General features: G+C 74.3%; 5 protein-coding genes. 3 read left to right on the top strand and 2 right to left on the bottom strand.

Annotation, left to right across the window (positions count from 1 at the left end):
* Window positions 1-2 precede the first annotated feature (2 nt).
* Window positions 3-1007 carry a 2,3,4,5-tetrahydropyridine-2,6-dicarboxylate N-succinyltransferase gene (gene dapD, locus GCU69_RS00105; protein WP_098751332.1) on the top strand — a complete coding sequence of 335 codons (1005 nt, stop codon included), beginning with the start codon at window positions 3-5 and terminating at the stop codon, window positions 1005-1007.
* A gap of 70 nt (window positions 1008-1077) precedes the next feature.
* Here dapD and GCU69_RS00100 read toward each other — a convergent pair whose 3' ends face one another.
* The gene (locus tag GCU69_RS00100) at window positions 1078-2946 is read right to left on the bottom strand and encodes an endonuclease/exonuclease/phosphatase family protein (protein WP_098751331.1); all 1869 of its coding nucleotides are present in this window, start codon (window positions 2944-2946) and stop codon (window positions 1078-1080) included.
* 209 nt (window positions 2947-3155) lie between these two features.
* Between GCU69_RS00100 and GCU69_RS00095 the strand changes: the two genes are divergently transcribed.
* Together GCU69_RS00095 and GCU69_RS00090 are read left to right on the top strand one after the other, a co-directional pair.
* Window positions 3156-4739, top strand: coding sequence for a hypothetical protein (locus GCU69_RS00095; RefSeq protein ID WP_235978105.1), 1584 nt, complete (start codon window positions 3156-3158; stop codon window positions 4737-4739).
* Window positions 4740-5062: 323 nt separating this feature from the next.
* Entirely contained in the window at window positions 5063-6508 is a 1446-nt protein-coding gene (locus GCU69_RS00090) for an alkaline phosphatase PhoX (RefSeq protein WP_156204787.1), read from the top strand.
* Between the two features lie 282 nt (window positions 6509-6790).
* Here GCU69_RS00090 and GCU69_RS00085 read toward each other — a convergent pair.
* The coding region (locus GCU69_RS00085) for a TerD family protein (protein WP_176604490.1) at window positions 6791-7362 on the bottom strand (572 nt) is incomplete at its 5' end.

Below are 7362 nucleotides of genomic sequence, written 5' to 3'. Positions count from 1 at the left end.
CCATGACCGATGCAGCCACCACTCCCGTCCCCGGCGCGGCCGCCGCCGGGCTCGCCACCGTCACCGCCGACGGCACCGTTCTCGACACCTGGTTCCCCGCCCCGGAGCTCCTGGCCCCGGAAGCCGTCGACGCGGCCGGTCCGGCCGGTACCGAGCGGCTGGGCGCCGAGCGCGCCGCCGAACTGTTGGGCGAGGCCGCGCCCAAGGCGCTGGGCCCCGACCCGCGGCGCGGTGTCGAGGTCGTCGCCGTCCGCACGGTCATCCGCTCGCTGGAGGACAAGCCGGCCGACACGCACGACGTGTACCTGCGGCTGCACCTGCTGAGCCACCGCCTGGTACGGCCGCACGGCCAGAACCTCGACGGCATCTTCGGCCTGCTCGCCAACGTCGCCTGGACGAGCCTCGGCCCGGTCGCCCCCGACCAGCTGGAGCAGGCCCGCCTGGCGGCCCGCGCCGAGGGTCTGCACCTGGCGGTCACCAGTGTCGACAAGTTCCCCCGGATGACGGACTACGTGGCCCCGGCGGGCGTCCGTATCGCCGACGCCGACCGCGTCCGGCTCGGCGCGCACCTCGCGTCCGGCACCACCGTCATGCACGAGGGCTTCGTCAACTTCAACGCCGGCACCCTGGGCCACTCGATGGTGGAGGGCCGGATCAGCGCGGGCGTCGTCGTCGGCGACGGCTCCGACATCGGCGGCGGCGCCTCGATCATGGGCACCCTGTCGGGCGGCGGCAAGCAGATCGTCTCCATCGGCGAGCGCTGCCTCCTCGGCGCCGAGGCGGGCATCGGCATCGCGCTCGGGGACGACTGCGTCGTCGAGGCGGGCCTGTACGTCACGGCCGGCACCCGGGTCAGCCTGCCCGACGGCAACGTCGTCAAGGCCCTGGAACTCTCCGGCGCGAACAACCTCCTCTTCCGCCGCAACTCCACCACCGGCACGGTCGAGGCGCTCCAGCGCACGGGCTCGTGGGGCGGCCTGAACGCGGCGCTGCACAGCAACGACTGAGCGCTCCGGCGCACCGGAACCGCCCGCGGTCCGGGTCCCCGCACCGGCGGGGGCCCGGACCGCGGCCGTGTCAGGGCCGGAAGCGGAGGACCTGCGGGTCGTGGTCGCTCGCCTGGTCGGCGAACTCCGCGTTGATGTGGACGATGTCGTAGTCCGCGCGGCGGACGGCGCGGCTGGTGAGGATGTGGTCCAGGGCCTGGGAGTTGCCGTTGTAGACGTAGCCGTAGCGCTCGTCGCGCGGCAGGCGGCTGACCTGGTCGGTGAGCGTGCCGTGCTCCGTCAGCGTCCGCAGGGCGGGGGAGAAGCCGAAGTCGTTGAGGTCTCCGGCGACGACGATCCGGGCCTTCCGGTCGGCGGCCAGGAGCGACTTCACCCAGGCCGAGACCGCGGCCGCCTGCGCCGTCCGCTGGATCTCCGAGGAGCGGGCGGGCGGCTGGAAGCGGCTGTCGAGGGCCTGGTCGCCGCCCTTGCTGTTGAAGTGGCCCGCGACCACGAACACCGGCCGGCCGCGGAAGCGGAACTCCGCGGCCAGCGGCTTGCGGCTGTCCTCCCAGGCGGGGTTCAACGGGTCGATCCGGCCGGGGTTGGCCGAGAGCCGCACCTCGCCGCCGTCCCGCACCGGGGTGACGGGCGTGGTGGCGTCGCCGCCCGCGGCGTCCGGGAACGACACCCGCTCGGGGTTGTAGAGGAAGGCCACCCGGATGTTGCCGCCGGGCTGGCCGCCGTCCTCACCGTCGGCCGGGTCGATCTGCCGCCAGGCGTACTCCGGTCCGCCCGCGGCGGTGACCGCTTCGGTGAGCCGGCGCAGCGTCTCGTCCGCGCCGACCACACCGTCGTCCTCCGGACCGGTGTTGTCCTGCACCTCCTCCAGGGCGACGATGTCGGGCGACGCGAGGTTGTGCACCAGGGCCTCGGCGAGACGGTCGAACTTCGTCCGCGGGTCGGCGGGGGAGAGGTTCTCGACGTTGTACGTCGCGACGGACAGCTCGTCCGCCCGCTGCGCGCGGGTCGTTTCCCGCTCCAGCCCGCCCGCGTCGAGCGCGCCGAGTTCGGTCGCCTGGAGCTCGTACCCGCCGAACTGGTCGTAGTCCAGCGGCCCGGCGGTCGTCCCCGCCAGGGCGTCACCGACGTCCGCCCGGGGGAACGGGCGCTCCGCGAAGGGGATCAGGGAGGCCACCTTGAGCCGGGCGCCGTTCTGGTCGCGGTACGAGCCGTAGAGGGTGCCGCCGCGCTCGGTGGGGTTCTCGTGCGGATCGGCGGTGACCCACAGCTCGTTGTACTCGCTGCTCGGGCCGACCACGGGCGCGTCCGTGACCTGGGCGCGCATGCCCTCGAGGGATTCGTACCGGTCGAGCGCGTAGCGGTGCGGGCGCAGCGGCAGCGGTTCGATGCTGCCGCCGGGCTCGGGGGCGTAACGGTTCGGCACGGAGGCGGCGTCGAGGCGGAAGGCGGCGGGGAGTTCGTTGCCCCGGGAGACGACGGTCCACGCCGCCTTCGAGATCTGGGTGACGGACTGCAGGCCGGCCTGCTCGCCGCCCGGGTAGTACTCGCCGACCGTGCCGGAAACCAGGACCGAGTCCCCGGGCGCCAGGCCGGGCGTCTTGGAGCCGGTGAAGACGAAGACGCCCTCGCTGGTGGCCGGGTCGCGGTCCGGCTCCGGGTCCTGCACCCAGAAGCCGCGCGAGGACCCGAAGGCGCGCACCGCTGTGACGATCCCCGGGACGTCGGTGACCTGTTCGCCGTCGAACGGGGAGACCCGCGTGCCGCCCTGGACGTCGTGCACGCGCGGCTGAGCGGCGTGGGCCTGTCCGGGCGCGGTGAGCAGCCCGGCCGCGAGGGCGACGGCGAGCAGGGCACCGGTACGCGCCCCGGCGGGCCGCAGCCGGGCGCGGGCGGGGTCGCGGAACGGGTGCGCGGCGGAAGGGGATATCGGGGGCATCGGGTCTCCGAACCGGGAGGAAGGCGTCTACGCGCGTCAATCTCGTGCGGGCGCGGGCCACTTGTCAAGGCATGGCCGGAGTACGTCACCGGGCCGGTCCGTGAATGGGAGGGGAAGAGGGCGGATCCGTCTAGGGTTGGACACTGCCGTACCACTCGCCCCGCGCGCGCGGGCCACCACACCTGTCGCACTCCGAGGAGAAGCCGCCGATGTCCGGAGAACGTCCCTCCCCGCCCGCCACCGGTCAGGAGGAGGGGCCCGCCGTCATGCCGCCGGTGCGGCTGCCCTCCGAAGCGGAGCTGGCGCGCCAGGCCCTGGCCGCGCCGCTGCTGGCCCGGGCCGTGCGGCTGGCCCGCTGGTGCGAGCCCGGCGTCCGGGTCGGCGCGGGCGGTGAACTGACCGCGGCCGGGCTGCGGGAGGCGGCCGCCCATCTGGGTCTCGACGGTTCCGAGGACGGCGCGGACGAGACCAACGAGGCCTGGCGGCTGGCCGTCGACACCGGGCTGGTCGAGATCGACGAGGACGACGACGCCGCCGAGGACGGGGGCGACGGCGGGGACGGGGCCAGGAGCGGGGACGCCGGCTCCGGTGCCGGGGAAGATGCCGGTGACGGCGGGGACGGTGAGGACACCGCCGTCGGCACCGCCACCCCCGGGGAGGAGTCGCGGCACGTCACCTCCGGCAGCCCGCAGGACGTCCTGGAGATCTGGCTCGCCGGGCTGGAGGCGCTGCTCTCCGACGCCGCCGCGCCCGACCTCTCCGACCTCGTCGAAAGCATCGCCGAGACCGGTGAGATCGACCTCGACGCCCTGGACTGGGACCCGGAGCACGAGGCGGACGTCCTGGACAGTGTGCTCGGCAACCTCTATCTGCTGACCGCGCTGGAGGACGGTACGGAGCGCTCCGTACCGCTGCCCGCCCTCGCCGCCTCGGTGATCGTCCCCGACGACATGACGGAGCCCACCGACGCCGTGCTGGAGGAGGTCTCCGAGGCGATGATGCGGCTGGACGACCAGTTCCGGCTGCTCGAGCCGATCGGGCTGGTGGAGTACCAGCCGGTGGACGAGGCGCTCATCGAGGAGCTGGACGAGCAGGGTTCGGCCGCCACGGGCGAGATCGACGAGGGCGACGTCTCCCGTTACGGCATGGTCCGGCTCACCCCGCTCGGCGTCCACGGCGTACGGGCCCGGCTGCTCGACGCGGGGGTGGCGGCCCCGGCCGTGGGCGACCTCGCCGGCGAGGGCGCGGCCGTCCTGCTGGACCGGCTGCCGGGCTATCCCGAGGCCGCGGCGCAGACCGAGATCGAGCAGTGGCTGGGCCGCCGCGAGCCGGAGGCCGCCGCCCGGGAGCTGCTGCTGGCCGGGCGCGGCGACGACCCGGCCGCGCCGATGCGCCGGCTCGGCTGCCAGCAGGCGCTGTCCCTGGTGGGCAAGGAGGCCGAACCGGCCCTGCGGGACGTGCTGGACGATCCGCAGCTGGGCGGTCTGGCGCGGGTCTGGCTGGCGGAGCACGGGGCGGCCGACGTGCCGGAGCCGCCGCAGGACATGGTGTTCTGGCTGACCGTGGACACCATCGCGGCACAGCTCGGCAGCGCCGGCGACTCCGCGGAGCTGGAGGGGCTGGTCCAGGGACTGGTGGGGCAGCACAGCGGCTTCTTCGAGACGGCCTGGCGGGTGGACCACCCGGCGACCGCGGAGGTGCTGGAGGCGATGGGCCGGCTGCACCCGGACCGGCAGACCGCGAAAGAGGCGCGGAAGGCGGCCTACAAGGCGCGTTCCCGGCAGTCGGGCTGAGACGGGCGCTGCTCCCCGTGAGGCGGGACCGCGGTCCGTTCCCCCGGGAGACGAGACCGCGGTGCTCTTCCCCGGGAGGCGGGACCGCGGTCCTCGCACGGGCGGGACGCGGGCGGACTCGGGCGGGCGCGGGCGCGGGTGTGGGCGGGCGCGGGTGTGGGCGTGGGCGCGGGCGGATGTGGGCGCGCCGTCCCGCGCCCGCCGCCACCCCGACGGATCGTGTAATCGGCGAACGCCCGTTGTCCCGAGTTCAGCCGGTGTTCGGGCGGGCGGGCCACTCTGTGGCCGTCCAGTGAAAGGTTCCGGCCACCCAGGAGATGCCCATGCCGCTCACCCGCCGCGACTTCGCCAAGGGATCCGCCTCGACGGGCGCCGGCGTCGCCCTCCTCGGCAGCGCGGGGGTGCTCGCCAGCGCGGCGCCGTCGCTCGCGGCCGCGGAGGACACCGGGTCCGCCGCCGCGGACGGCGGGCACGGCGACCGCTTCGGCTACGGCCCGCTGCGGCCCGACCCGGACGGCATCCTGGCGCTGCCCGCCGGATTCTCGTACCGGATCCTGACCCGGGCCGGGGTGACGAAGCTGGAGTCCGGCGAGTTCACTCCGTCCGAGCACGACGGGACGGCCGCCTTCCCCGGCCCGCGCGGGACCACCCTGCTGGTCACCAACCACGAGATGGACGGCCCGCGCTCCGAGGCCGCCCACCCGGTGCCGCTCAGCGACGGCCTGGTGTACGACCCGGCGGCGCCCGGCGGCTGCACGGTCGTGGAGCTGCGCCCCGGCGGCGAGGTCGCCGAGTGGGTGGGCATCTCCGGCACCGCGAACAACTGCGCGGGCGGCACGACGCCCTGGGGCACCTGGCTGACCTGCGAGGAGAACTCCGACCGGGCCGGCGAGAACGGCATGACCAAGGACCACGGCTACGTCTTCGAGGTGGACCCGGCCGACCGCCGCGCCAACCGCGACCCGCGGCCGGTCAAGGCGCTCGGCCGGTACGACCACGAGGCCGTCGTGATCGACCCGCGGCGCGGCCACATGTATCTGACCGAGGACGCCGACGAGCCGAACGGCCTGTTCTACCGCTGGGTGCCGCCGAAGGGCTTCCGGCACGGCCGCGGGCAGCTGCGCACCCTCGGCGACGATGCCGGGGTCCTCCAGGCACCGCAGTGCTACGACTCCGGCGGCCGCTTCGTCGACGACCTGTCCCGGGCCACGAAGACCGGCACCGTCTACGGCGTGGACTGGATCGACGTACCCGACCGGGACGCCCGTACCGTGCCCGTGCGGCAGCAGTTCGCGGACGGTGAGGTCACCCGGGGGCGCAAGCTGGAGGGCATGTGGTGGGCCGACGGCGGGGCGTACATCGTCTCCTCCTACGCCCGCGACGAGAGCCCCGGCGCCCCGCACGACGGGCAGGTGTGGTTCTACAGCCCCGGCCGCCGCACCCTGACGCTCAAGGTGCTGCTGCGTGTCAACGCCTCACCCGGCGAGGACGGCGCCTTCGACGGGCCCGACAACATCACCGTCTCGCCCTACGGCGGCCTGGTCATCGCGGAGGACGGGGAGGGCGTCCAGCACCTGTTCGGCGCGACGGACGAGGGCCGGACCTATCCGATCGCGCGGAACGAGCTGAACATCGGGACGGCCGAGGAGCCGGAGTACAGCGAGTTCACCGGTGTCGTCTTCTCGCCCGACGGGCGGACCCTGTACGCCAACATCCAGGAGCCCGGCCTCATGCTGGCGATCACCGGCCCCTGGCGGCGGCACCGCTGACGGCACCGCTGACGGCCGGCGGGCACCCGCCGGCTGTCCGCCGGATACCCGTCGGATGCCTGCCGCTGCCGCTGCCGCGCCCGGCGGGCGGTCCGGAGAAACCAGGGCCTCACGGCGCCACGCTCTCGCCGCGCCCGGCCGCTACCGCCCCGGGCCGCTACCGCCCAGGACCGCTACCGCCCCGGGCCGCTACCGCGCCCGGTCCTCAGCGCGCGCGGCGCGCGTCGGCCCAGTGGCGCCCCGCTCGCCGGGGCGCCACCCGGGTGCCGGTGACGAGGAGGCTCAGAGCGCCTTGCCGCCCGGCTTGACCATGCCGCGGACCGTACGCGAATCGACGTACTCGCCCAGGGCCGTCATCTCCCACTCGCCGGAGAACTGGCGGATGAACTTGCACATCATCACGCCCGTGCGCGGCTCGGCGTTGGTGAGGTCGAAGCGCACCAGCTCCTGGCCGCCGCCGTCGAGCAGCCGGCAGTAGGCCTTGGCGACCTCGGTGAACTTCTGCCCGGAGAAGGAGTTGACGGTGAAGACCAGGCCGGTGACCTGCGGCGGGATGTCTCCCAGATGCACCGTGATGACCTCGTCGTCACCGCCGCCCTCACCGGTGAGATTGTCACCGGAGTGCTGGATGACGCCGTTCAGGATCGACAGCTTGCCGAAATAGCACGCGTCGACCTTCTTGCGGTCCGGGCCGTAGGCGATGACGGACGCGTCGAGGTCGATGTCCTTCGAGCGGTACGCCGGCTCCCAGCCGAGGCCCATCCGCACGGAGGTCAGCAGCGGCTGCCCGCCCTTGACCAGGGACACCGTCTGGTTCTTCTGGAGGCTGACCCGGCCCTTGTCGAGGTTGATCT

Origin of the sequence: Streptomyces lycii (assembly GCF_009735685.1) — a bacterium.
Lineage (GTDB): Bacteria > Actinomycetota > Actinomycetes > Streptomycetales > Streptomycetaceae > Streptomyces > Streptomyces lycii.
Note: the sequence above shows the minus strand (reverse complement) of the source record. Positions and strands in the feature narration are given on the sequence as shown.

What these genes read in the sequence shown, in the direction of transcription:
- GCU69_RS00090 (WP_156204787.1), top strand. Translation starts at nt 5,063, where the DNA reads ATGCCGCTCACCCGCCGCGACTTCGCCAAGGGATCCGCCTCGACGGGC.
- GCU69_RS00095 (WP_235978105.1), top strand. Translation starts at nt 3,156, where the DNA reads ATGTCCGGAGAACGTCCCTCCCCGCCCGCCACCGGTCAGGAGGAGGGG.
- dapD (WP_098751332.1), top strand. Translation starts at nt 3, where the DNA reads ATGACCGATGCAGCCACCACTCCCGTCCCCGGCGCGGCCGCCGCCGGG.
- GCU69_RS00100 (WP_098751331.1), bottom strand. Translation starts at nt 2,946, where the DNA reads ATGCCCCCGATATCCCCTTCCGCCGCGCACCCGTTCCGCGACCCCGCC.